Here is a 505-nt window from a genome sequence, read left to right as displayed (position 1 = left end):
TGACTTAGGAAATGGCTATGGTCATGTTGCGATTGCTGTAGAAGATTTAGAAGCGCTTCATGCATCGCAAAGCGAGAAAGGTTTGGATGTTACTGACCTTAAACAATTACCAGGGGATACCAAACCAAGATACTTCTTTGTGACTGATCCAGATGGCTACAAAATTGAAGTGATTCGGTTATAATAACTAAATTCAAGGTCTTTAACGATTAAAGCTTTATCCGACAAAAAAGGATTGTTTTCTAAGTGATTTCATGTTAGTATTTCAATATGCGATGAGGCGACACGCACAGCATATTGTAAGACTGTGCATGTAGTTAAAGAAAGTACACGATGAAAATCACCACGGGAAGTGGGTACTTGGTCAAAAGCTGATGTGAACGGCTTAGACCCTAGTCTTGGAAAGCGAGGACATTTTTGTCCTCGCTTTTTTATTTATCTAAAAATGAAAGCTTTTTCATGTCACTAAAATTAATTTTAAGTTATAATAAAGAATACAGCAATC

Annotated in this window: 1 protein-coding gene; it reads left to right on the top strand. The window is 36.4% G+C overall.

The window, feature by feature from the left end:
- On the top strand, positions 1-184 hold a 184-nt coding region (locus ACRCJ0_RS19540; RefSeq protein ID WP_431391871.1), incomplete at its 5' end, for a VOC family protein.
- Between the last annotated feature and the right edge of the window lie 321 nt (positions 185-505).

Source organism: Aerococcus sp. L_32, assembly GCF_050689315.1.
This window is presented reverse-complemented; position numbering and strand designations above follow the sequence as displayed.